General features: G+C 45.6%; 22 protein-coding genes and 1 pseudogene. 15 read left to right on the forward strand and 8 right to left on the reverse strand.

The features are described 5' to 3' along the window. The first annotated feature begins 33 nt into the window (after positions 1-33). The 8 genes from GZ78_RS20260 to GZ78_RS20295 all read left to right on the forward strand — a co-directional run bounded on the left by GZ78_RS20260 (position 34) and on the right by GZ78_RS20295 (position 9407). Complete coding sequence (locus tag GZ78_RS20260) at positions 34-618, forward strand: YceI family protein (protein ID WP_034840158.1); 585 nt, start codon at positions 34-36, stop codon at positions 616-618. A gap of 479 nt (positions 619-1097) precedes the next feature. Further along, a complete protein-coding gene (locus GZ78_RS20265) occupies positions 1098-2828 on the forward strand; it encodes an ABC-F family ATP-binding cassette domain-containing protein (protein WP_034840159.1) in 1731 nt (576 codons plus the stop codon). Between the two features lie 226 nt (positions 2829-3054). Continuing rightward, positions 3055-3867, forward strand: coding sequence for a formate/nitrite transporter family protein (locus GZ78_RS20270; protein WP_034840161.1), 813 nt, complete (start codon positions 3055-3057; stop codon positions 3865-3867). 18 nt (positions 3868-3885) lie between these two features. Then, positions 3886-4914, forward strand: coding sequence for a hypothetical protein (locus GZ78_RS27745; RefSeq protein WP_051786383.1), 1029 nt, complete (start codon positions 3886-3888; stop codon positions 4912-4914). Between the two features lie 104 nt (positions 4915-5018). Further along, positions 5019-5363 (forward strand): hypothetical protein, encoded by a 345-nt coding sequence (locus tag GZ78_RS20280; protein ID WP_152558850.1) that lies wholly within the window; start codon positions 5019-5021, stop codon positions 5361-5363. A 265-nt stretch (positions 5364-5628) separates the two neighbouring features. Next, entirely contained in the window at positions 5629-6849 is a 1221-nt protein-coding gene (locus GZ78_RS20285) for an NAD(P)/FAD-dependent oxidoreductase (protein WP_034840164.1), read from the forward strand. Between the two features lie 93 nt (positions 6850-6942). Next, positions 6943-7263: a 2Fe-2S iron-sulfur cluster-binding protein gene (locus GZ78_RS20290; RefSeq protein ID WP_034840166.1), complete on the forward strand. Its 321-nt coding sequence runs from the start codon at positions 6943-6945 to the stop codon at positions 7261-7263. Between the two features lie 122 nt (positions 7264-7385). After that, a complete protein-coding gene (locus tag GZ78_RS20295) occupies positions 7386-9407 on the forward strand; it encodes a coiled-coil domain-containing protein (protein ID WP_152558851.1) in 2022 nt (673 codons plus the stop codon). Positions 9408-9414: 7 nt separating this feature from the next. Here GZ78_RS20295 and GZ78_RS20300 read toward each other — a convergent pair whose 3' ends face one another. Next, a complete protein-coding gene (locus GZ78_RS20300; protein ID WP_201772769.1) occupies positions 9415-9672 on the reverse strand; it encodes a hypothetical protein in 258 nt (85 codons plus the stop codon). A 332-nt stretch (positions 9673-10004) separates the two neighbouring features. Here GZ78_RS20300 and GZ78_RS20305 point away from each other — a divergent pair, with 332 nt between their 5' ends. Together GZ78_RS20305 and GZ78_RS20310 are read left to right on the forward strand one after the other, a co-directional pair. Then, entirely contained in the window at positions 10005-10214 is a 210-nt protein-coding gene (locus GZ78_RS20305) for an EndoU domain-containing protein (RefSeq protein WP_152558852.1), read from the forward strand. A gap of 40 nt (positions 10215-10254) precedes the next feature. Beyond that, positions 10255-10692: a hypothetical protein gene (locus GZ78_RS20310; protein ID WP_034840172.1), complete on the forward strand. Its 438-nt coding sequence runs from the start codon at positions 10255-10257 to the stop codon at positions 10690-10692. 111 nt (positions 10693-10803) lie between these two features. Here the strand turns inward: GZ78_RS20310 and GZ78_RS20315 are convergent, their stop codons facing one another. Continuing rightward, the gene (locus GZ78_RS20315) at positions 10804-12438 is read right to left on the reverse strand and encodes an IS1182 family transposase (RefSeq protein WP_051785764.1); all 1635 of its coding nucleotides are present in this window, start codon (positions 12436-12438) and stop codon (positions 10804-10806) included. A gap of 128 nt (positions 12439-12566) precedes the next feature. On the opposite strand from GZ78_RS20315, the gene GZ78_RS20320 reads away from it, so the two are divergent. Both GZ78_RS20320 and GZ78_RS20325 read left to right on the forward strand, forming a co-directional pair. Next, complete coding sequence (locus tag GZ78_RS20320) at positions 12567-12968, forward strand: hypothetical protein (protein ID WP_152558854.1); 402 nt, start codon at positions 12567-12569, stop codon at positions 12966-12968. After that, positions 12965-13522 (forward strand): Imm42 family immunity protein, encoded by a 558-nt coding sequence (locus GZ78_RS20325; RefSeq protein WP_034840174.1) that lies wholly within the window; start codon positions 12965-12967, stop codon positions 13520-13522. The genes GZ78_RS20320 and GZ78_RS20325 overlap by 4 nt, the downstream gene beginning before the upstream one ends. A 24-nt stretch (positions 13523-13546) precedes the next feature. Here the strand turns inward: GZ78_RS20325 and GZ78_RS20330 are convergent. Then, positions 13547-13908: pseudogene (locus tag GZ78_RS20330) on the reverse strand (GMC oxidoreductase). 28 nt (positions 13909-13936) lie between these two features. Between GZ78_RS20330 and GZ78_RS20335 the strand changes: the two are divergent. After that, the gene (locus GZ78_RS20335; RefSeq protein ID WP_034840178.1) at positions 13937-14410 is read left to right on the forward strand and encodes a hypothetical protein; all 474 of its coding nucleotides are present in this window, start codon (positions 13937-13939) and stop codon (positions 14408-14410) included. Positions 14411-14455: 45 nt separating this feature from the next. On the opposite strand, the gene GZ78_RS20340 is transcribed toward GZ78_RS20335, so the two are convergent. Together GZ78_RS20340 and GZ78_RS20345 are read right to left on the reverse strand one after the other, a co-directional pair. Then, positions 14456-16060, reverse strand: a complete 1605-nt coding sequence (locus GZ78_RS20340) for a GMC family oxidoreductase (RefSeq protein ID WP_034840179.1) — start codon at positions 16058-16060, stop codon at positions 14456-14458. Between the two features lie 59 nt (positions 16061-16119). Next, positions 16120-17904, reverse strand: a complete 1785-nt coding sequence (locus GZ78_RS20345; protein WP_051786384.1) for an alkyl/aryl-sulfatase — start codon at positions 17902-17904, stop codon at positions 16120-16122. Positions 17905-18028: 124 nt separating this feature from the next. On the opposite strand from GZ78_RS20345, the gene GZ78_RS20350 reads away from it, so the two are divergent. Together GZ78_RS20350 and GZ78_RS20360 are read left to right on the forward strand one after the other, a co-directional pair. After that, positions 18029-18949 (forward strand): LysR family transcriptional regulator, encoded by a 921-nt coding sequence (locus GZ78_RS20350; RefSeq protein WP_152558855.1) that lies wholly within the window; start codon positions 18029-18031, stop codon positions 18947-18949. 579 nt (positions 18950-19528) lie between these two features. After that, positions 19529-19864, forward strand: a complete 336-nt coding sequence (locus tag GZ78_RS20360) for a hypothetical protein (RefSeq protein ID WP_034840184.1) — start codon at positions 19529-19531, stop codon at positions 19862-19864. A 529-nt stretch (positions 19865-20393) separates the two neighbouring features. Here the strand turns inward: GZ78_RS20360 and GZ78_RS20365 are convergent. The 3 genes from GZ78_RS20365 to GZ78_RS20375 all read right to left on the reverse strand — a co-directional run bounded on the left by GZ78_RS20365 (position 20394) and on the right by GZ78_RS20375 (position 22808). Next, positions 20394-21080: a hypothetical protein gene (locus tag GZ78_RS20365; protein WP_152558856.1), complete on the reverse strand. Its 687-nt coding sequence runs from the start codon at positions 21078-21080 to the stop codon at positions 20394-20396. Between the two features lie 485 nt (positions 21081-21565). Then, entirely contained in the window at positions 21566-21811 is a 246-nt protein-coding gene (locus GZ78_RS20370; protein WP_034840187.1) for a hypothetical protein, read from the reverse strand. Between the two features lie 88 nt (positions 21812-21899). Beyond that, the gene (locus tag GZ78_RS20375; protein ID WP_034840189.1) at positions 21900-22808 is read right to left on the reverse strand and encodes a DMT family transporter; all 909 of its coding nucleotides are present in this window, start codon (positions 22806-22808) and stop codon (positions 21900-21902) included. Between the last annotated feature and the right edge of the window lie 139 nt (positions 22809-22947).

Raw genomic sequence — 22947 nt, forward strand, 5'->3', positions numbered from 1 at the left:
TTCAACTGACTACCCAACCAGGGAGTAATCATTTTGAATGAGCTCAAAAAAATAGTTGTTGCTTCAGTACTGTCAGTTTCAACCACAGGACTTTCAGTGCAGGCCAGGGCTGATGATTACACCATTGATACCAGAGGGATCCATTCCTTCATAAATTTTAAAGTCAATCTACTTGGCTATAACTGGTTGCATGGCAACTTTACAAACTTTGGCGGTGACTTCACTTTTGATGGAGAAGATCCGTCAAAATCCAGGATGGATGTTATTATCAAAACGGCTTCTATCGACAGTCACCATACTGAACTGGACAAACATCTGCGTAGCAGTGAGTTTCTGGATGTCAGCACTTTTCCTGAAGCCCATTTTGTCAGTACTCACATTGAGTCCACTGATGGAAACAATGCCAGGATTTATGGCGACTTCACCCTGAAGGGCATTACCAAAGAAGTCATCATTGATGCCGTCAAGGAGAATGAGGACAAAGATACATCAGGTCACTATCGAACTGAGTTTAGTGGTACGACTACTCTCTCCCTGAAAGACTTCAAAGTGGTAAATCTGGGCCCGGTATCTCCGACTATAGATATCACTCTGGAGGTTGAAGGTATTCGTCAGTAACTCATGCTATACCCATTGGATTTCAAGATGCTACTAGGCGACAAGTGAGCGAAGCCCTGTGAGCCTACAAGTAGTAGGTGATCAGGGTGAGCGAACGCTGGCAACAACGTAGCATCTTGAAAAACGATGGGTATATGTCCCTAAACATATTTCTATTGGCGACCATGAAGGTAATTACCGAGAGGTCTATGAGTCTTAATAAGACTTGTGTCGTTCATTGGTTTACTTCAAGATGAAACGTCAATCTGTCATCAATCTATTGAAACAAGAGGAGGACCCACTTTATGTGTGAATTAAATTTTGCACACTTCTTTGGGCATAAAGGCCGCTCAAGCTTTACCGGTATCGTGCTGCGATAACCCTGCTTGAGCGGAATAAAAGACTGAAAAAGCACTAGAGTTCATTCCCTCTGGCTTACCAGGTTATCGTCAGCAATGTATGACGAAGGCATGCCTATGCCTGTAAATCTTGAGTAAGCAATGAGCACTTTACTATCTGCACAATCTATCTCCTATGATCTGACTTCCGGCCCACTGCTGGAGGCGCTTTCGTTCACCCTGAAAAAAGGCGATCGAATAGGTCTGATTGGCCACAACGGTTGTGGGAAAAGTACCTTATTAAAACTTCTGACCGGACAATTGTCTGCCCGTTCCGGGTCAATAGCCCTGTCGAAGCAATGCATTATGGCTGCTATTGAGCAGCATCTTCCGGATTCTGTTTGCCAGCTCACGTTGATTGATGTCATCAAGGCTCAGTTGCCAGAAGCCACCCGGGAAGATGATGCCTGGAAAGCAGAGCTTCAACTTTCGGAAGTCGGCTTTTCAGAACAAGACTGGTCATTACGAGCGGCCACTCTCAGTGGTGGCGAGCACACCCGGCTGATGCTGGCGCGGGCCCTGATTCTGGAACCCGATCTGTTGGTGCTGGATGAACCCAGCAACCACCTGGATTTACCGACTCTCCTCTGGCTCGAACAGTTTCTGAAACAGTGGCAAGGCAGCTTTGTACTGGTCTCTCACGATCAGAGATTACTGGATCAGGTGACCAACACTACCTGGATTCTCCGCGCAGGCCAGATACATTGTTTCCGACTTCCCTGCTCTCAGGCCAGACAGGCCCTGGAAGATCAGGATGAAGCGGATCGCCTGAAACGCCTGTCAGAACAGAAAGAGATCGACCGTATCGAAAGCAGTGCCAAACGGCTGGCTCACTGGGGCAAGGTATACGACAACGAAGATCTTGCTCGCAAAGCCAAAAGTATGGAGAAACGCATCGATCGTTTAAAAGATCAGCAAACCGATCAGCCAGCCATCTCACCCTGGCAGTTGAAGCTCAACGGTGAAGCCTTGAGAGCAAATCGATTGCTTGCTTTGAATAATCTGGATGTAAAACCTGCGATTGATGCCAAAACACTGTTCTCACTCCTGGAAAAGCAGGTCAAAAGCGGTGATCGGATAGCCATTATCGGACGAAATGGCTGTGGCAAATCCTCACTGATTCGTCAGCTCTGGTCGAGCTTTCATAATCACGGAAACGAAGCCATTCATCTGCATCCTCGCTGCCGACCCGGCTATTACGACCAGTCTCTTCAACAGCTCAAGGATGAAGACAATCTGATAGAAGCATTGCGTCAGTTTGCTCCATTACCTGATGAACAGCGGAAAATGGCTCTGATCAGTGCAGGATACGCCTATGACCGACACGACCAGAAAGTTTCTCAACTGAGTGGTGGTGAGCGTTCAAGGCTCCTGTTTATAGGTCTGTCTCTGGCTCAATACCATTTGTTGATGCTGGACGAGCCCACTAACCATCTTGATCTGGAAGGTAAAGATGAGCTGGCTGAAACACTGCAAGCCTTTGCCGGTGGCTTCCTGATGGTCAGTCATGATCGAGACCTGATAGAGAAAAGCTGTAATCGCTTCTGGCTGATCCATCAAGGCAAGCTGGAAGAATTTCATGACCCTGAGCAGGCTTATTCGACACTGATAGCTTCAGCATCAGATGTCGTTCAATCCTCTCAGAGGATTTCTTTTTCTGAGGAACAGACAAATCACTCGAAAGATGAAGAATCTCTTCTGGAACGATTGATAGAGCTGGAGACAAAACTTCAGGATGATCTGGCCAGAAAACCCAGACACCAGAAGCCTGAGAAACAACAGTCCTGGCAACAGGAAATCAGTCAGATTCAGCACCAGTTGAATCTGAATTAACCCTATGCGCCAGCGAACCGGCTGGCGCTTTTTTTCATCTTTGGTGCATTTTCATAAACAAACGCACCGAAGCACTTTCTTTCTCTACAATTTAATTCTTCCAGAATTAACCACCCAGCAAACAATTAACTTATTAAAAATCAGTAAGTTAAAAGAAAAATTAAAAGTTAGGCATCTTTTTTGCGTTTCAGGACTCGTCGAATAAGAAAAACAGCGAGAAGGAACTATGGCTTATATCGAACCCAATGAGTTTGTCACAAAAATGGTGGACTCTGGCGAATCCAAGGTCTTCATGTCGACCAAAGACACGTTTATCAGAGCCTTCATGGCAGGGGCTATTCTGGGTCTGGCCGCTATCTTCGCCATTACAGTCACTATCAAGACTGGCTCGCCACTGGTCGGAGCTCTGCTGTTCCCGATTGGTTTTATCATGCTGTACCTCATGAAGTTTGACTTGCTGACCGGTGTTTTCACTCTGGTACCTCTGGCGTTAATTGATAAACGACCCGGTGTGAATATGAACGGACTGCTCAGAAACTGGGGACTGGTTTTTCTGGGTAATTTCGCCGGCGCCCTGACCACCGCTTTTTTTGTGTCGTTTATTTTGACCTATGGCTACAGCATTGATGGCGGCGCAATTGCAGCGAAAGTCTCAGCTATTGGTGAGTCGAGAACGCTGGGTTATCAGGAACATGGTCTGGCAGGCTGGCTAACCATTTTTGTGCGGGGAATGCTGTGCAACTGGATGGTTTCCATGGGCGTTGTCGGCGCCATGATCTCAACCTCTGCAGGTGCCAAGATGGTAGCTATGTGGATGCCCATTATGCTGTTTTTCTTTATGGGCTTTGAGCATTCTATTGTCAATATGTTCCTCTTCCCCTTCTCCATGATCATGGGTGGTGAGTTTACTGTAATGGATTACCTGATCTGGAATGAGCTGCCGACCGCTCTGGGTAATCTGGCAGGAGGTTTTCTCCTGGTTGGCCTGCCATTGTATCTGACTCATGTCAGAACCAGCCCAGAACGCGAACTGGCTTAAAGTAGCGGAATATAAATCATGAATAAGCTGGAAATGACAGAAGCTATTGTGCTAGCCAAAGCTGAGAAACAACTGACCTGGGAGCAACTTGGGAACGACTTGAGTTGCTCTCCAGTTTGGCTGGCATACACTTGTCTGGGTATGAACAGTGCGCCAGAGGATAAAGCTCTGGCTATTGCGGAATACCTGGGGCTGGGTGCTGAAGTGGCAGAAGCTCTAAAAACTTACCGGGAAAATTATTTTTACCCTTTAAAGCTTGATCAACAAAGTCTGAAAGTCGAGTCGGGCGTTTCTATTATCAGTCTTGCTCTTAGCTACCATAATGGACAACCTCTCTACCTCTTTGCCAGTTCATCTACCAAAGATGAAAAATTTGCTCCCGCGCCAGTAAAAATGATCAGTTTGAGTGCTGACGGTAAACGGGCAGAGCGCCCGGATGAAGCACCATTTGCCAAAGTCCTCCAATTTGCCAGCCTCGACTGGGAAGCGAATGGAGCTCCAACGGGTAAAGGGTTAAAAGCTGACATTACCTACCTTTCGGCAGAAACCTTACCAGATATCAACGGAACTCTAGTTGGACACATGCATCATAACCACATTGGAGTCTTCCATGATTCCTACCTTGTCAGCGCCAATGTTGAAGAATGGATTAGAAATCTGGGTGGAGCAGAAAAGCTGTCACAGGCTAATTTTGGCCCAGAGAAATATAACGAGCTGTTTGAAAAATCAAGCCAGGATCAACTAACCCCTCCCATACTTCCCCTTCATAGCCAGATCACACGCATTGTAAACTTCGTCTACACCGAGGCGGCAAATATGCGGCCCAACTATTACAGTATTTACAGCCGTATCGTGAGCCCAATGATTGTAAAGGAAAAGCCCTCACCTAAAACGTTATGGTATGATCCATGCCAATGGCTATTTGCTATTGGCATGGTGTCATCTCACACCTTAAGTCAAAAAATCAGTTTCTTGACATATCCTGAAGAGATTTCTGCACTTTTACTGCAAATAGAAGAACAACACTGTCGTAGAATAAGAATATGATCTGGATTGTCGCTCTCATTGCTCTGATAATTATTGGTAACTTCATCTGGCTTTTACCTCCCAGGTCAGAAAGACGACGCATGAAGCTCAGGAACAAAGCAATCATGTCAGGCCTCACCTGCCGGGAAATCAAAGACAAAGATCTTTTGCCGGAGGCTGCCGATTATGAACAGGGACCCTGGCTTGAGTATTCCATTGTGTCTCTCACTGAAGACGATGACCCCACCATTGTTCTGGAAAAATCAGCCAATAATCACTGGCCAGAAAACAATGCCGTTAGCTCTGTAATACTTTCTAAACTCCCCCATTCCGCTGTCAGGGTGACCTTCAGGACTGGCTGTATAGCCGTACTCTGGAATGAAGATGGTGAACTGGAAGATGTTCAAAGCATTACTGATTTTCTGGTCAGCATTGCTGTCACAGAAGCTAAGCCTCAACCCCAGACATAAACATCTTCTGGTAAAACTTTTGCTAACGCTATTCGACGAGAAACCCAAAATCAGACATTCCGTTTATCGATAAGCGGGATGTTGCTTAAGAGCCTTTATGAGCTGCATTTTCGTGGTAAATCGTGCCTTTCAGCACTATTCGGGTTAAGGTACTGAACTTAAACAGCAATGAATAACAGGATTTTTTCATCCATCGTCCGGATGCAAAATTCACAATAAAAAAGCTGAAAACAAACACCAGAAGGAAATCAGTTCAGGATCCCTTATGAGTGAAGTCTGTGTCATCATTGGTGCCAGCCATGCCGCTGCGCAACTTTCAGCCAGCCTGAGAACCGAAGGTTGGGAAGGCGAAATTCTGGTTATTGGCGATGAAGCCTATCTTCCCTATCACCGCCCTCCTCTTTCAAAGACCTTTCTTTCCGGTGAAAAAACCATTGAGCAAATCCAGATTCGTCCAGCTGCTTTCTATGAAAAGCAGAATATCCAATTCAAGCTGAATACCCGGGTCGAAGCCATTGATCGGGAAAAGAAGTCCCTGACTCTCAATACCGGAGAAACGATTCAATACAGTAAATTAGCCTTATGCACAGGCTCTCGTCCAAGAATACTGCCATTAGAAGGAAGTCAGCTACCTGGCGTACATTATCTCAGGGCAGCGTCAGACATTGAGGGTATTCAATCCAATATTGCGTCAGGTAAAAAAGCGGTAATTGTTGGGGGTGGATATATTGGTCTGGAAACCGCTGCGGTACTCAGAACACTGGGTCTTGAGGTTACCATACTGGAAATGATGGACCGGGTTTTACAACGGGTCACCGCTCCGGAGATTTCAGCCTTTTATCACCGGATACACACCGAAGAAGGTGTGACAATCAAAACGGGCACTGCAATAAAAGCCATTGAAGGCAACGGCAAAGTAGAGAGTGTTATCTTAGATGACCAAAGTCGTCTTGAAGCCGATCTGGTTATTATAGGGGCTGGTATTGTGCCTAATGTGGAGCTCGCAGAAAAAGCAGGTCTGGAAGTCGATAACGGTATTCTGGTGAATGAGCTGGCTACAACATCGGACTCTGATATTGTGGCAGCCGGGGACTGCACCAACTTCCCAAACCCTCTCTTTAACAAGCGAATGCGTCTGGAATCGGTACCCAATGCGATGGAACAGTCCAGAAGTGCGGCGGCCTCTATCTGTGGGAAAGAAAAAGTCTATGCAGCTCAGCCCTGGTTCTGGTCTGACCAGTACGATATGAAACTACAAATTGCCGGTCTTAGCGAAGGCTACGAACAAGTTGTTATTCGGGGAGACTATGAACAGGGCAGAAGCTTTGTTGCCTGGTACCTGAAAGCAGGAAAAGTACTGGCTGCGGATTGTGTCAATCGTGGCAAAGAGTTCATGACTGCCAAAAAGCTGATCCAGTCAGGCGTCACAGTCGATGCCAGTAAACTGGCAGACGACGCCATTGACCCTAAAGAATTACTGCAATAACCAGCCAAGCGTATGTCTTCTTATGAGGGTGCTGCCAAAAAACCAAATGAGCGGCATTCTCATGATAAAGCGCTGATAGAGTGAGGATATCCGATGCCAATCATCAATTACGTAACCCATGACGGTAATCAGTTCGAAGCTGACGTTGATGTCGGTAAAACAGTTATGGAAGGCGCTACAGAGAATATGATCGACGGTATTCTCGCAGAGTGTGGGGGTGCCTGCTCCTGTGCTACCTGTCATTGTTATGTTGATGAGAAGTGGGGCCAGATCACTGGTACCGCCGATGGCATTGAAAAAGAAATGCTGGAAGTGGTCAATGAGCCCAAAGAAACCAGCCGTTTAAGCTGCCAAATGACCGTTACTGACGAGATGGACGGTCTGGTAGTCCACCTTCCAGAATCTCAGTACTGATTTTTTATATGGGCCCGGGAGACAATCCCAGGCTCTCATTTTTCATGCAGTGAGCATCCATCCTTGAGGCCCATTGAATCTGATCTACTCTGTAGGTTTTTTCTCAGATTCGATGGGTTTCAGTGCATCAAATTTTCACACACTCGTTCTACTTTCTGGTGATGACCTGCCTGACTCTGTTGTTGACATGCTCGGGTCAATTTGCGAATGCTTCTGAACAGCAGCCACCTGATTTTAAAAAGATTGAACATACGCTTCTGGACTATTTGATTGAAGAGAGTCTGGTTGAAGAAAAAGCGCCTTGGTTGGAAGAGTTCAGGGCGATCACTTCAAAAGGCAGTGTGGGGCAGCCTTTACTCTCTGATCTTGAAGATCTGGTTCACAGCTATTCAGCCCGATCCGATATTTTTGAGACGATTGCCCCACTCTATCTCATGCTCCTGTCTCCAGCTGACCTTTTTCGGGGCATTGATTTCTTTTCTCAATTAAAAGAGTTAGCAGCCCCCGTTCCTGACAGCATTTTCGCCTACCTTAATACGTTGTTTCAGGAAGAAGCCTGGTTATTGAGAACGCTTGATCAGTATCTTGTGCAGGAGGTGGCGGACTTTCCTGAAGAACAGGCTCTTCAATGGTTCCATGAAAAACTGCTGGAACAGAGACAGGTACTGTATGAGGGTATAACTACGCTGGAGCAGACATCTCATAGTGAAAATAAAGGCGCTCTACGCCACTTTCTAGTGGCGCTGTTAATGATCAGGCAGCCTTTTCTACGCTGGCCCGCAGCAGATCGTTACTTGTCAGATCAGCAAACGATCAGTCCAGATCACCTACGAACGCTAACGCTTTATCGTTCATTATTGCGACTCAGGTTTGCACCTCATGAAAAGGGTGCTAACCATGAAACGGATCGTAATTTCCTGGGTATGAAGCTGTTTGCATCGGCGGGTGAAATGCCAACACTTCAGGACGAGGTGGATCGTTTTCTGGAAAGGCTTGAGAGCATTGAGCAGAAGCAGGCTTCATGGAAAGAGCACTATGAAGCGATAAAGGATCAGCAACAGCACGTTCTTGAACAGTGCGAGGAACAGTCGAAGCTTCATGATGAACTCGATCAGCGTTGCAAAGAGGTCATAAGGGTCAACAATCAGCAGATTAACACCTGTAACGACGAATATGACCGAAATCATGCTCCTGGAATCAATGAATGCAACCAGCAAAATAAAAAGACAGCCGAAATAAACCGGATTGTAAGCCACAGAAATAAAGTCAAGGCAGAACGAAAAAACCTGATGTTTGACTGGTGGCAGCGTTGCAGTGGCTGGAATTACCCATGCCCCAATGGTCGGGCTCGAATCTGCTACCCCTTTGATATCCCCAATCACGGTTGCTGGCAATGGGCCGTCACGGAGCAATTGTGGCTGGATGAACACGGCGGATGGAAGACAGAGTACAATACCTGGCAATCAGAAGTCAGTTATTGGAGCCAAGTCTGTGACCAACGACGTAATGCACTGAGTACCTGGAAATCCCGATGTCTGGGCTTGGAATCGTCAGCCTCAAAACAAAATGCCCAATGTCGTGACGAGAAAAGTGTCTCGCAGGCATTATTGAAAGACTGCCAGAGTCGATTAAGTGATCTTTCAAAACAGAAGACAGAGCTGAATGAAGAAAAAGCAGACCTGAACAAAGACTATGAAACTTATCTTCAAGAAAAAAGCGATCTCAGAGCGCGCATAGTCACCCTGCAGGACGAGCTCGAGAGCATCCAGCCGGTAGAGGGACATTGTCGTGCTGATGACTGCCTGAAGCTGGGTTTTCCACAGGCGGAGTGGGATGATTTTGCCAATGTTGCCGGTGAAGTCTATTTGGCTATGGCGGGGCCAGGGGGTAAGCTGAAGGCTGCTTCAGCACTGCTCAGGAAAGTTATACAGACTGGGGGAAGGAAAATATTCCCACATACAGCCGACATACTGAATAAAAATCTGGGAAGAAATCTACCCCCTCGGGAGTGGGGTAGGGCACTTGAAAAGCTGAAAAATTGGGAACGGTTGCCACCAAAGCACCATGGAAAAATTTACGACAATGGAGACTATGCAGACGATGCAGGTAAAATACTGGGAAATATTGATGATTTCGTAAGATAGAGTACTATCACTGCGGTGGCACTTGGCCGGAAGACACCACTTTATATTGTTTATTTTCACCAACTCCTCGCTCCGACACCCAGCCTTCAGACAGATAAGACTGGTAATACTCGTCAAACTCAGCTTCTGTGTCAAATGAATAACCACGCCCATCAATGTTATCAAGAAGCTCTGTCCAGACAGCGATAGAACCAGATTCATGGTAGGTAATCTGGGAGACCTCCCAAGAGAAATAATCCCCAACTTCAGAGTTATTGAATTTCATATATTCGCCAATCCGGGGAATAGTCTGACATTCTATTACTTTCGTCAGCTGAGCCCACCGAGTTTTACTCGCCAGCCAGATACTGAACTCAATTCTATACATGCACTATCTCTAAACCAAAGGAAATCAACAAAGCCAGAATAAAAGGTGACATAGAAAGATCAAAACCTCCATTAAAAGAGCAAATAACTTTATGGTCCTGGTTCAGTCACTGCCATTCAGTGGCTGATGCGGTTGCTAAACTCAAACCCATCAACCTGCCATCATGGCGCAAAATTGAAATAAGGATTGATCATATTATATCTGGCCACCAGAAAGGCGGTGCCAGAATCATGAAAGGCTCAAACAAAAGTCTATTTCCTGAAACCATGTCAAGAGATGAAATTGAGAGAACCATCCGGCAGGCTTACCGGTACGGTAAACGTATCGAAACCCTGAAATCTGATGGTGATCGGATTCTCGTGCACGGCAATGGCATTGATATATGGATCGACAAAGCAACCAAGGCTATTACGACAGCATACCCGAAAATGAGAAATTAATATGAGCAGAATTTTAATATGTACAAAGCCAAGCTCTTATATGAGATTCAGTGACTTGACAACAGGTATCATTTTATTTGACCTTTCAGGTTATCAATTTCCTAGTAAAAACTGGGACGATTTCGTTGTTACTATTATGGGGTGGTGGCTTCGTGCAATTATTGACCTGAAAACAGGAGCTTCCAGAAAGGAAGAGCTGTATTTCATGGATGGTCCCTATTTAGTCACTGTGGAAAAACGGAATACATCCATGTGCAGTCTTTTTTTTATGGAAAGGGATATTGCCGTTTTAAAAACTGTTGACCTATATCCGCTCGATGACCTGGCAGACAGCCTGCTCTCTGCAGCACAACAGGTTTACTCAACTTGCCTGGAGCATCAGTGGCAAGACGAAGACAAGGATGTCAAATACCTGAAAGAGCGTATAGACCAGCTGTCAGAGCTATACCCTGACCTTGGAACTGAATGTCAGGCTTAGTCAGTTTACCCGAAAAACGGCCAATACTATGACGAGAAAATTCGGTTCTTTTACCTGTTTGCTGATCATTTCAGCCCCTCCTGCCTGAGAGGGTGTCTTAAAAGCCAAAATTCAAACCCAGTGAGGCGCTTTGCTCGGTGTAGAATGACACTTCATTGGGACTCTTTCCCAGCTGTCCATTTTTTCTATAAATGGGTGACACTTCTCAAACAACGCCCAGAGAAGCCAGTTGTACCATAAAATAGCGTAAATATTGGCCTTTACAGCCCTACTCAAGTTGTAAGCCAGCAAGTGCAAACCAAATTCCAGTTTAACCTTTTCCAGCCCCTTGCGACGGAAGCGGTTTAATCCCTGTACATCCCGTAAATAGGCAAACACAGGTTCAACCATCGCCTTCCTTTTGCTGAAAGACTTTTTGGCTTTCGGATGCTGCATAACCTGCCTCAGTGCATCTTTAGCATCATCCATTGCATAGCGCTTTATGCGCCGCCCCTTCTTATTGCTCGTGCATTTATCTTTGAGAAGGCAGCCTTCGCAAGGCCCATTGCCATATATCTTCTGCTCCTTTGTGCGAGCGCTCCCTTTTATCTTACCAATGGGAGTCAACTCTTTTCCTGCAGGGCAACGATAAACGTCATTGGTTTCATCGTAATAAAAATGTCCCTTCTGGAACTTTTTGGATTCTTTGGGTTTGCCTGGTTCTTTACCCTCAGGGCATAGCAGGCTGATATCGTGCTCCAGACTGGTTGCAATGACTTCATCATTAAAATAACCAGCATCCAATAGCATTTCATCGACTGGTTTACCCGTGATCTGCATTGACTGATCAAGCATTGGATTTACGACAGTAGTTTCATTGGTAGGGTCTACAGCCTGAGCCAGTACCACCCGCTTGTTATTAGCTAATACGGATGGCTTGTAACTCGTTGTGTACCCTCGCCCCCGTTTCATCTTTTGGACAACAGCTTCAGGCTCTGTAGGGCTTACGACAGCACTTTCTGACTTACCGTTCTTCTTTCGCTTCGCGTTGCGTTCAACGACTGCTTCGAGAGCACTGCTGGCCATCTCCAGATTCTTTTGGCTTTCAGGGCAATCTGGATGGTTGTCAGCTTGCGTTTGTGCTGCTTCATGCACCTGTTGCGCAGCTTCCTGCTTCATCAGGTTGTAATTTGAGCAAGCGGCTTCTATAACGGTCCCATCACCAGCCAGACAACTTCCATCGGAGTCTGTTTTTTTGAGAACGGCTCGTGTCAGGCTTTCAAAGAAAGCACCGGTCATGGACTCGCTGTGCATATTGATGAAGCGACCAATAATGGCATGGTCTGGAAAAATCCCTCCGGTAACCCACATACAGCCAAGATCGACACGGGCTAATCGTTCCAGAGTTCTCAACGAGGTAATGCCTTGCATAATGCCATAGAGAATCAAACCCATCATATTACGGGGTGAATAAGGAGGACGTCCTTCTAATGCATACCTTTGCTCAAAATCAGACCAGTCCTGTTCATCAAGAAGGGATGCAACGGTAAAAGGTGTTTTTTGACCGGTTAGTTCAAGGTGCTCTTTCAGGTTAGTGTTGCCAAGAGTGATTGCGTTGGGGTCAGGAGCAACAAAACGTCGTTTGCCTGTTTTGTTGGCTGATCTTTTGGATTCATCCTGTTTTTTGTGATCAGAACTACTGGCTGTACCTGAAAAAATATCGAGCTGTGGAGCAGTATTAATTTTTATTTGAGTTCTTGTCGTCATGCTGAAGCCGGTAAAGCTACTTGAATATACAGATTACCGGCTTGTAGTAGGTTTTGCGACACCCTCCTGAGGTAGAGGGACATTGTCGTGCTGATGACTGCCTGAAGCTGGGTTTTCCACAGGCGGAGTTGAATGATTTTGCCAATGTTGCCGGTGAAGTCTATTTGGCTATGGCGGGGCCAGGGGGTAAGCTGAAGGCTGGGAAGAAAATTGTTGAGCTGGTCAATAAACTACCTCGATACACAGGAATTAAACCTAAATATCATGTAAATAAAGCTCATGTTAAAGGTAGCAAAGAATTTAACACCAACAAGACTCCATTGCCTGATGATGCAGCTGATGTATACAAAAGATCAGTACCTGATGATCCAGTTAATGCAAGGCATTGGTATGGTTTAAACAAAAATGGTGTTATCTATAGATTCTCAAATGCAAATGATGGAACAATGCACTTTAGTGGAAGAAGTGATTCTGGTAACGGAATCAGAAGTATCACAAAGTATGCAGAGCAACGTTTGAGGGATTTATGATGACAATTGTTGGAAATAGTTCAATCTTTTCGATTGAATGGAGCTTAACTAAAAAATGTTGTGATGGAAATCAGTATGCAAATTTTTGCTTTTGGGTGAATAATCAAAAACTAGGAAACTTTGAAGAGGAAGTTATATTATCCTCAACGATAAAATATCTAGAAATCTTTTTGGATAATTGTTCAAACCGAACTATAAATTTTCTATCCGGGCTTACTAAAGAAGAAATTTTTGGCTATATATATGATGGAGTTATGCATACTCTCCCTTCAGGGGAAAATAAACTTCATGAATCTATTGCACGAGCTGAACCTGAAAAAATCGAAGACTATAGATACCTTAGTCAATTACGTAAAATTTTTCACTTAGATGATGTGGGTGGTTCAGCTTTTTGGGATAAGTATAATGTTATCCTGTTTAACGATTTGTATTTGAAGGTTCAACGTATAATCTGGAGAAATCTAAGTGATATGAGCTTGCATGAATTTACAATCCCAGAGCACTATTTTGATGATGTCGCCAGAATGTTTTTGTATGAATCAAATCGAATTTGAGAGATTGACAATCCCCAGCAACATTTATGCAGAAGCATCTAGTAAAACCCACTCAGCAGCTCGTTCGGCAATCATCACGCAGGCAGCATTGGTGTTTCCGGATACCAATGTAGACATGACAGAAGCATCTGCCACCCGCAACTTCTCACCCCATGCACTTTCAACTTAGATGAAAAAACCGCTTCAGGATCACTGCCCATTTTGCAGGTGCCTACCGGATGGTAAACACTGATGGCATGGGTGCGAATGTAATCCAGAATCTCGTCATCACTCTGAACATGTCCGCCAGGCAGACTTTCTCCTGTGATATGTTCAGCATGAAGTCTATTTTCTTGAAAAAAGAACCAATGATGGTAGGGGAGTTCGTTTAAATATGGATCATACATTCAAAACTTTTCTTGATTGAGGGATGGTATGAGTAATTTCATTGAGGTGGTTTTTGAAAATATAGATAAAAAATCTGTTAAACCATTGATAAAATTATTAGGTGATAGATCTTATAAAATTATTGCCATAAACTGTACTGAAGATATCAAAAACATGAAAAAAGATGAGATATCGAATGAGGCTCTTAATCATTTTTTAGAACTAAACTGCGATGCCAGTATCTCAATTAATGCAGAAGCACTTGTATTAGAAGAACTAGTCTTACCTGAAGTATTCATACGAGTAGTGAAATATGAAAGTAAATACGATATTGATTTCAGTTTTAATTCTAATGAAATTGAAAATATAAGTATCTCAACTTTTATTAATGAGTTACATGAATGTGCGAAAAATCTTTCTTATAGATATTGTGTAGAAAACGTCTACGGGGGTATGGAACCAGCCTCAGACGAAAAGACTCGCTTTTTCACCGGTTCTAAACCAGGTCCTTTAATGCCCTGAACAACTATTGTTAAATTCTTGACCCACTACCGCAACAATAATCGATCAAGAAGCATCCTTTAGAGCCCACTCAGCAGCCCGTTCGGCAATCATCACGCAGGCAGCGTTCGTGTTTCCGGATATCAGAGTTGGCATGACAGAAGCATCTGCCACCCGCAACTTACTCACCCCATGCACTTTCAACTTTGAAGAAACAACCGCGTCAGGGTCCTTACCCATTTTGCAGGTGCCTACCGGATGGTAAACACTGATGGCATGAGTGCGAATGTAATCCAGAATCTCGTCATCACTCTGAACATGTCTGCCAGGCAGACTTTCTCTTGTGATATGTTCAGCCACTGGCTGCTGGGCGAAGATCTTCCGCTGCCATTTCACGGCCTCAATCATGGTTTTACGATCATGCTCCGTACTCAGATAATTGGCTCTGATTTCAGGATGGTTCAGCGGGTCACCATTGATAATATTCACTGAGCCCCGACTTTCCGGCCTGAGCTGGCAAGCCGTCGAAGTAATGGCTGGAGTTTTCGACGGCACGACCTGACCTTTTGCATTGGTCGTTCCGGAAGCCGGGGCAAAGTGAATCTGAAGATCAGGACGAAGCTGATCTGGTGTGCTTTTTACAAAGGCCAGGCTATGAGCCGCAGCCATGGACAAAAATCCCTGCCTTTTAGTGACATAACGGAACAGTTCACGGATAAAGTTCAGAGGTTTCAGATTGTCATTGGCGGTTCCAATGGCTCCTACGTCTGTTACTACATCGACTGTCAGGTGATCCTGAAGGTTCTGACCCACCCCCTTGAGTGCATGCTTTACTGAAACACCGGCCTTTTTCAGCACTGCCTCAGGACCAATACCCGACAACTGAAGTATTTGGGGGCTGTTAATAGAGCCCGCACTTAAGATCACTTCTTTACTGGCAGAAAAATTCAGGGTCTGCCCTTTTCGTGTACATCGAACCCCCTGAACTTCATGACCTTTAATCTCCAGAGCCTCTACCTGAACCCGGGTCAAAACCGTCAGGTTCTTCCTGCTCAGGGCAGGTGTCAGAAAACTTCTGGAACAGCTGGCTCTGCGCCCTTTCTCATCAATATTAAACTGTCCATAACCAATACCTTCCTGCGCTTCGCCATTAAAATCCAGATTCTCAGTGAGTCCGGCTTTCATGGCTGACTGGCAGTAAAGTTCTGTCAGTGGGTGATGGAAAGTACCGCCTCTTACAGAAAGCTCTCCATCTGTCCCGTGGTATGCGTCCCTTCCACGACTGTTTCGCTCACTGACTTTGAAGTAGGGCAGCACCTCGTCGTAAGACCAGCCTTCACAAGGCTCACTCCACCGATCGAAGTCTTCTTTCTGACCCCGGATATAAATCATGCCGTTAATAGCACTGCATCCTCCCAGCACTTTTCCTCGAGGCCAGGATATACGACGATTGTCTAACTGAGCTTCTGGCTGGGTGCTGTAACCCCAACCCAGAGAAGGAATGGACATTGCCTGCGTGAACCCCAGAGGCAAGTGAATCATTGGATTCGAATCCTTACCCCCAGCTTCCACCAACAGCACCTGAAAACGTCCACAAGCACTGAGGCGATTTGCTAGTACGCAACCGGCACTGCCTCCTCCCACTACGATAAAGTCATACTGCCGCTGCATACTCACCCCACTCTCACATCAACACTCAAATCAGCACTCGACTCAATCAACAATATCTCTCAGTGCAAACTCACCGGGATTTTGTCCCAGGGAATCGCCCGGTCAAAACCAGCAAAGAATTGAGTTGCAGCTTTCTGGTCACCCGAGATACTCAGAGCTTTAACCGCCACCAGCTGATCTACGGTTCTCATGCCTAAAGTCAGCCCCAACAAAGGCCTCTTGGCTGCTTTCACAGTAAAATCAACTTTCTCTGGTACCTGGTTGTGAAACTGTACGACACTTCTCCTCAGTTCCAGTGCATACTTTTCACCGGATGGCAGTTCAAAAGCACCGGTAATTTCCAGCTCGGCTGTTTTGACAGGATCAACCCTAACGGCCATGTGCTGCAGAACAACGCTGGCTGGCATTGCCGCCATAACACCACTGGAGCGGGTATTTAAGGGCCTTGGAGCCTTACCTTCCATTTCAAGAGCAGAGCTGAGGTAGAAGTTTCTCCAGTTCACATTGATCTGATCGAACGCCAATGGACGGAATGCCTTAGCCTTCAACTGACGTGCCGTCATATCGTCTTTGTTCAGTGTGATCAGGTAGCTGGTGACTTCTGCAACCCAGCGGAAATCACCGTCATCAAATGCTTTCTCAGCACTTTTCAAGACAGCCTCTCTACCGCCCATGGCTTCCACATAACGTTTAGCTCTCTCTTGGGGGGGTAATGGATCGAGAGTTGCCGGGTCGCCGTTAAACCAACCCAAATACTGGTTGTATATGGCTCTTACCGAGTGTTTTACAGTTCCGTAAAACTCCTGAAGATCGGGATTATCACGAAGATGAGGAGGTAACTGATCGATCACCGTGACAATTTCATCCGGGGTATACCCCTTATTGATGTAACGAACAGTCTGATCATGCACATATTGGATAGCATCACGGTAAGCGGTCAGTGTATTAGCAACCTTCTCTTTCCCGACAATAGCCCGGCCATGACTACGAACCAGAATTTCAGCCGGATACTGTCTCAGTTGATCAATGGATCTTACCCATTCCACAGGGTCACGCATTACGTCCCCCCGAATGGTATAAATGTTAGGAAAGCTCTCACCTTGTAGAACTTCTGCTGTATGCAGTATTTTTTTCTCGGGGAACCAGAGCGCTATTTCGTCTTTGGCTTCGCTGGGTACATGGATCATTTCCACTGTCATTCCAGCAATTGTTTCTACACGACGATCATCAACTAAATCGGTTGGGGGAAGAAATCGGGTTTCACCGGTCAACAACGCAGGACCAATACCAGTATTTACGACACCTTCAGGGCCCTTATCCAGATAGTTTCCATACATAAAGAAAGCACGGCTGGCAGTGATGGGAACCAGCATGCCTGCCTGCTGCGACAGGTTTTTGGTCAGATCCTTATGGGCAAAGATGCGAACTTTGCCGGAGACAGCATCTTCCGGGTTAATAAAGCCTGGTCCGCCATTGATATGATCACCATGATGATGGGTGTAAACCAGGGCTTTAACAGGAGCGTCGGTGACTTTACGAAAGGCCTTCATAACTTGTTTGGCGGAACCTACTGTACTCAGTACGTCGACAATAATGACACCATCCTCACCTTCGATCATGACACTGTTAGCAATGTCGTAACCAATCGCTTTATAAACACCTTCTGCGATTTTATCGACGCGCTGCGCCATGGTCTGTGAATGAGCAGTCAGCTTGGGGTGGACCGTTTTACTGGGCTTATCGTAGGCCAGATTTTCAGCGGAGACTGAACCGGAATAGACTGCCATGAGCGTATATAATGGGGATACCAATAGACAACCAATAACAGCTTTGAACTTCTTCATTATTCTTATTAGCTCCGTGCTATGCGTGAAGCGAGTCTACCACCGAAAACCTTGTTTTTGGGTTCGATAAAAGGAACAATAAGTTCCATATTTCGAACAATCATTGAGTGATCGCTGTCTCTCCATGAAACATCTCAACGCTACAGCCATATTCCAGAAAGTCGCCCAACTCGGTAGTTTTTCCCAGGCTGCTAATGCTCTGGGCATTGCCAAATCCTCTGTTAGCAGAGCCATTGTCCACCTGGAAAAAGAATGTGGAGTCGCTCTGCTCTATAGAAACTCCCGACGGTTCAGCCTGACGGAAGAAGGGGCAAGATTGCTCAGCCACTGTGACGTGATTGTGTCGGAATATGAAACGGCAATGGCTGAGATCAATCAGGTGGCTAACCAGGCCAGAGGATTGGTCAGAGTCAGCATCCCAACAGCCATTGGCCAGACCATGATTGCACCGGAACTGCCCAGCTTTCTTGCTCAACACCCAGAACTTTCGATTGATATGGATCTTAGCCATACCTCGATCAGTCAATTGGAGAGCGGTATTGATCTTGCCATTATTTTTGGCTCCTTACCCGACAGTGGCATGGTAGCTACCAAGCTGGCGGATATTTCAGTGATGACCTGTGCATCGCCTGAATATCTGGAAAAAAAGGGTATTCCTGCTCATCCGCAAGACCTTGCAGATCATGAATTGCTGCTCATGAATTTGCCCAATGTCCAGAAGCAGAGTCATTGGCTTTTTAATGACAATGCCGGTCAAAGTCATCTGGTTCCAGTTTCAGGCAAACTGACTTTAAACGACACCATTGCCTTGAAAAACGTCATGCTTAACCATGGAGGTATTGTTGCTCTTCCACCTTATGTTATTGCTGATGAATTGGCTCAGGGTAAAGTAGTCAGAGTGTTGGCAAACTACGAATTACCAAGAACACCTCTTTTTGCGGTCTTTCACGATCGGGCAAGAACCCCTCCCAAAGTGCGGATGTTTCTTGATTTCATTAAACAGCAGGTGCATCAATCATTAATAAACCCGGAGGAAGTCGCGTAATCCGGCCTATATCTCAAAGAGGTGAGACTCATAGAGAAGGAGCGAGTGTGGGTAATGGGTTACATCAGATCAAAAACTTCATAGCCGTTAATCGGTCGTTTAGGATTCGTCGGGCATAATTGTGACGCTTATCCTAAAACGGATATCGATACTATTTCTTGGAAAACAAAGCAGAGCTCCCTCTTGATTGTCATGCTCTGCAAGGTAGTCACAGATGTCAGACAAATTGCTTTCTCTTCCCCAAGTTCTTACATGTATTTCGAGAAGATCAACAAAAGAAAAGGACTTTCCGAGCCCCGTCAGACTCCCTTTCAGCAATAATGCATACTGGTTCAAATCAGATATAGAAAGTTGGCTGACAAAGCAAAACCGTGCAGCTTCCTGACGCTTTTTCTGAGGGAGGGTTAACGCCCTCTCAATCACGGTACAAACCTCCTTTTATTTCGTCAGTCAGTTTCCTTCTTACGGTACTTTTACTGACTCGTATGAAATCCTGTTCTAATCAGAAATCGGCAATTTCTTACAGTATTACCTCGCCTTAGTCGGCAGTATAAAGGTATCAATTCTGGAGGCAATACAATGCTGATGACACTTGAAAACCTGCTTGGTCAATTACCTGAATGGATGACTCTTCTGGTCCTGATTGCAGTGGTCTTGCCTCTTATCTTATTGCCAGCAGTTTTTCTGGGTCTTCTGGGTGCCAGTCACAAGAAGAAGGCCAGGGCTTATCTTCGCTTCATGTACCTGTTTTTGCCCTGGCTCCCCTTTGCTGCGCTGGCAGGCTTGTACATCATGAGTGTTGCCAATATCACTCTCGGATTGATCACAGGCTTAGCATTTGTTGCGGTACGTCTCTACTTTGTATTTGCCAATGCCAATAACAATGGTCTGAACGCCAGCCTGCGAGCGGCCTGATAAACCAGCTTACAGGAAACCTTCTGGTATCAGTCAGATCCAAAATCACTGATGCCAGGAAGCCTGTGCTGAACTCAAACCACACAAGGTCGAACGCTTTGTAAGAAAGCAACTGGATAGAACGATCAAAGATTACTCATCAGTGGTCTTGAGAGCAGGACTTAGCAATGGTTTTGCAAACTGCTGTCGATACCTGCCTGTTTTTGACAGAGAGCCTGCGAATATATAGAGAATCTGATCATCCGATCGTTAGGCTCAAGAGTGCTTCTCGAATTATTTATTCAGGGAGCGAGTGGGGATTGTCCGCCTATTTTCAGTACTCCATCTGCATCAGGCAGAGAACCCTTGTCTCCAGACTTTTTGAATGATTCCAAAAAATTCAGGCAAGATGAATCAAGCCTCACTAAACCTTCGGTCGTAGAGGGTAAATGATTCCGCTCGTATTTCTTTAATATCTTCCCAAAGCGGATTGACGGGCACATAGTATTTACAATCCTTTAACTCTTTCAGTAACGCCTTCAGTTGCTGCTTATTTTCTACTATATAGAAGATCTCTGTCAGATATATAGAAGGTCTCTGTCAGACAACCTACAGCCGTAGAAATAATAACCGTCATTGGAAAATTAGTTTTCAAATCGAATACCGGGTTCTGATTGTCAGCACCGTGATGAAAAAGCGGGTTCTTGTCAGGATGTCGCTTAACCGACCAATTAAGGGTTTTGAGGAACTGCTTTTCTCGCTCAGTCATGTTGCCATACTGCGGATTCATGCCCTTCAAGAATACCTTTCTGCTGGCCGCACCTTCTTCCAGAATCGTATAACTGGGCGAAGTCTCTCCAACCGAAGAGCCTCTTCGTCCTTTTTCAAAATAAACCTGCAAGCGATGCTGGACCACTTCATGGCTAACCATGGGAATAGGGACTTTATCTTCCCCTCCCAAATCAACCGTTTCAAAGGAGAAATAAAGAAAGCCAAGGTCATAGTCTGGCATCAGATCAATCACCTGGAAGGGCGCATAATCAGTCCCTTCTTTCATTTCGATCAGATAATCCCCCTCATGTAGCGTCCCTCTAAACTGATAATTCTCTTTAAAACCCTCCGGTCTGGCGGTGAAATAGACAGAGCCATCTTCTTTCCAATCCATATTCTCCAACACAGCTTGCTCCGAATGGCCAAAATAAAGTTCCGAGAGCTCTGTCAGCCGAGCTTTAGTCACAACAAGAGGCACCGCTTCTTGAGTCCGTTAGCTGACTCACTGGTCTCAACGGGAGTTTCCAATAGTCACCCTGCTTCAATGCAGGGGGAGAAGGTATTGAGAATGTACCAGAACTTCTTCTGCGTTCACGGCTGTCTGTATCAGAACCTGACATCCTCCTCTGCCCATCATAGGCATGAGGTCTGCTGTCGTCAGTGTCATCGTCCTGTCTGGAAACGACAATCAGTGGGCTTGGTATTTCAGGTTGGGTATTGGCACGCCTTCGTTGAATAGGTGTACCGGGGGCGGAACTGGAATGAGGTATTTGAAGATAGGACGGACACAGTCGCTCTGTGGACTTCGATCTGGTAATTCGAGGTCCTGAGTCGCTGCTATCATCACTTTTCGCCTGTGGGCTCTGAAAAGAAGGTAGCTTTAAAAAGTCACCTCCCTGTTTGCAAGAAAGCCAGCTCAAAGGCTGCCTTGCAGATCAACAACTGCGCTTATCAGCTGTGCTGAGAAACCGTCCTTTCTCCCATCGATTTGCCATCTTCTGGAGCCAGAAGGCTAATGCCCGTTTTCATAACCAGATCAACAGGAATCAAAGCAACACAAACGGCGGCAATGCCAAACCAGCAAGCAGCCTTCGCTGTGTACTTGGCGGCAGTAGCAATGTTGCTGTGAACAGCCGCTCGGTCTGCTTCGTAGGATTTGCCATACCCCATCGCTGAATAAAGTCCTTGTACATCCATAGTGTGTCTCCTTTTGTGTGTTAGCCACCCCACTCTATCTGAGGAGACTCACAGACTCAGAGACTGACTGACAAGTCAGATAGTTTCTCTAACAGGATTCAGCTCTGACAGCCGGCCGTTGCTTGAGTGGCCACTTAAAGAAGATAATGAGATTACCCAACGCAACCAATACAAAACCAAAAATAGCCATAGAACTCCATTGATAGCCTTCAAATATCGTAGATAAAGTAAGAGCTACGGCTGGAAACAGAACGGTGGCATAAGCGGCCCTGTCAGCACCAATTCGACTCACCAGAAGCAAATAACTGGTGAACACGACCACTGAGCCCGGAATAGCCAGATACAAAAGCGCTGCTATATATTCAGAACGCCAGTCGAGAACAAATGGAATTCCCTGTAAATAGGTCACCAGTGTCAGAACCAAAACGCCATAGAGCATTCCCCATGCATTGGTACTGGGTGGCTTAAGCCCCTTATTCTGATGACGAATAGAAATCATATTACCCATTGAAAAGAAGACTGTTCCCAACATCGCCAGTAAAACACCTTTTAAAGTGTTTTCCCCATCACTCCCTGATGAGAACTCTGGCCAGAACATAGCAGAAATACCGATCAGTCCGACTATTGAACCAGTCACTACTTTTAAGCTTGGCTTCTTCTTATAAAACAACCAGTTAGCTACACAGTTTGTGACAGTGGCTACTGAGAAAACAACGGAACTCAAGCCGCTGTTGATGTACTGAATAGATGAATAGAAACAGTAAAAGTTAAAGCAAAACAGGCAGCCCCCCTGTAAAAGGGTATAGAAATGATCCTTCCGATCCAGCTTCTGCAGATTACGAGTCAGACCCAAGATGACAAACAGCACTAACCCAGCAATGGCAAAGCGATAAATAATGGAGACAGGGACAGGTACTTCACCCAACTGAAAGGTAATGGCTATCCAGGTAGACCCCCAGATCATAACCGTCAGGGCATATAACGCAATATTGTACATTGTCTATCTCTCAGGCAGCGAAGGCCCGTTCATCCAAGTTTCTTTTTGGTAGGGGCAAAGAAGCAATTCTAGTCTAATGCGAACAAGAGTCTATCTATAGTCTTCTCCAATATGAAATGAGCCTCACGCTTTTGGATCT

The sequence above is a fragment of the Endozoicomonas numazuensis genome (assembly GCF_000722635.1).
Taxonomy (GTDB): Bacteria; Pseudomonadota; Gammaproteobacteria; order Pseudomonadales; family Endozoicomonadaceae; genus Endozoicomonas_A; species Endozoicomonas_A numazuensis.

What these genes read in the sequence shown, in the direction of transcription:
- GZ78_RS20265 (WP_034840159.1), top strand. Translation starts at nt 1,098, where the DNA reads ATGAGCACTTTACTATCTGCACAATCTATCTCCTATGATCTGACTTCC.
- GZ78_RS20270 (WP_034840161.1), top strand. Translation starts at nt 3,055, where the DNA reads ATGGCTTATATCGAACCCAATGAGTTTGTCACAAAAATGGTGGACTCT.
- GZ78_RS27745 (WP_051786383.1), top strand. Translation starts at nt 3,886, where the DNA reads ATGAATAAGCTGGAAATGACAGAAGCTATTGTGCTAGCCAAAGCTGAG.
- GZ78_RS20280 (WP_152558850.1), top strand. Translation starts at nt 5,019, where the DNA reads ATGTCAGGCCTCACCTGCCGGGAAATCAAAGACAAAGATCTTTTGCCG.
- GZ78_RS20285 (WP_034840164.1), top strand. Translation starts at nt 5,629, where the DNA reads ATGAGTGAAGTCTGTGTCATCATTGGTGCCAGCCATGCCGCTGCGCAA.
- GZ78_RS20290 (WP_034840166.1), top strand. Translation starts at nt 6,943, where the DNA reads ATGCCAATCATCAATTACGTAACCCATGACGGTAATCAGTTCGAAGCT.
- GZ78_RS20300 (WP_201772769.1), bottom strand. Translation starts at nt 9,672, where the DNA reads ATGAAATTCAATAACTCTGAAGTTGGGGATTATTTCTCTTGGGAGGTC.
- GZ78_RS20305 (WP_152558852.1), top strand. Translation starts at nt 10,005, where the DNA reads ATGAAAGGCTCAAACAAAAGTCTATTTCCTGAAACCATGTCAAGAGAT.
- GZ78_RS20310 (WP_034840172.1), top strand. Translation starts at nt 10,255, where the DNA reads ATGAGATTCAGTGACTTGACAACAGGTATCATTTTATTTGACCTTTCA.
- GZ78_RS20315 (WP_051785764.1), bottom strand. Translation starts at nt 12,438, where the DNA reads ATGACGACAAGAACTCAAATAAAAATTAATACTGCTCCACAGCTCGAT.
- GZ78_RS20325 (WP_034840174.1), top strand. Translation starts at nt 12,965, where the DNA reads ATGATGACAATTGTTGGAAATAGTTCAATCTTTTCGATTGAATGGAGC.
- GZ78_RS20335 (WP_034840178.1), top strand. Translation starts at nt 13,937, where the DNA reads ATGAGTAATTTCATTGAGGTGGTTTTTGAAAATATAGATAAAAAATCT.
- GZ78_RS20340 (WP_034840179.1), bottom strand. Translation starts at nt 16,060, where the DNA reads ATGCAGCGGCAGTATGACTTTATCGTAGTGGGAGGAGGCAGTGCCGGT.
- GZ78_RS20345 (WP_051786384.1), bottom strand. Translation starts at nt 17,904, where the DNA reads ATGAAGAAGTTCAAAGCTGTTATTGGTTGTCTATTGGTATCCCCATTA.
- GZ78_RS20350 (WP_152558855.1), top strand. Translation starts at nt 18,029, where the DNA reads ATGAAACATCTCAACGCTACAGCCATATTCCAGAAAGTCGCCCAACTC.
- GZ78_RS20360 (WP_034840184.1), top strand. Translation starts at nt 19,529, where the DNA reads ATGCTGATGACACTTGAAAACCTGCTTGGTCAATTACCTGAATGGATG.
- GZ78_RS20370 (WP_034840187.1), bottom strand. Translation starts at nt 21,811, where the DNA reads ATGGATGTACAAGGACTTTATTCAGCGATGGGGTATGGCAAATCCTAC.
- GZ78_RS20375 (WP_034840189.1), bottom strand. Translation starts at nt 22,808, where the DNA reads ATGTACAATATTGCGTTATATGCCCTGACGGTTATGATCTGGGGGTCT.